Origin of the sequence: Corallococcus llansteffanensis, assembly GCF_003612055.1 — a bacterium.
Classification (GTDB): domain Bacteria; phylum Myxococcota; class Myxococcia; order Myxococcales; family Myxococcaceae; genus Corallococcus; species Corallococcus llansteffanensis.
In genome coordinates this window covers 1-468 of sequence record NZ_RAWB01001173.1, presented here as the reverse complement: position 1 = coordinate 468, position 468 = coordinate 1, and the positions used below count along the sequence as shown (strand labels likewise).

Genomic DNA, 468 nt, shown 5'->3' with positions numbered 1-468 from the left:
CCGGTGAGCGCCGGGTCCAGGGGCTCGCCGTGGAGCGCGAGGAGCCGCTGCCCCAGGCCCCGCGCGGCGGCGACCGTCACCTGTTGGCCCAGGATGGCGCGGATGGCCAGCTCGAAGCCGTCCCAGCCGCCTGGGACGCGCAGGCCGGGGCGGGCGGCGATGAGGGGTGCGAGCAGGGTGTCCTGCGACAGGTGCGCGTGGATGGCGTCCACGTCCGTGTCCACGTCGAAGACGCGCCGGAGCTGGGCGATGACGGTGGGCAGCATCCGCACGTCGCTGACGCGCAGGGTGGCCCGCAGGCCGTCGAGCCCCTTCGCGGGAGCGATCTCCACGGCGCCCCGGCCGTGGGTGTTGGAGACGGTGCGCAGGTAGCGGTTCGGCTCGACATGCTCCAGGCCGGTGAGGGCGCGGGCCGCCAGGTGGGCGTTGAGGGACGCCCAGTCGAAGGGGGGCCGGTAGGGGATGAAC

Annotated in this window: 1 protein-coding gene; it reads right to left on the bottom strand. The window is 75.0% G+C overall.

All coding sequences use genetic code 11. The features are described from left to right. Positions 1 to 468 (bottom strand): AlkA N-terminal domain-containing protein (locus tag D7V93_RS43980; RefSeq protein WP_279637006.1); only part of this gene is annotated, 468 nt, incomplete at both ends.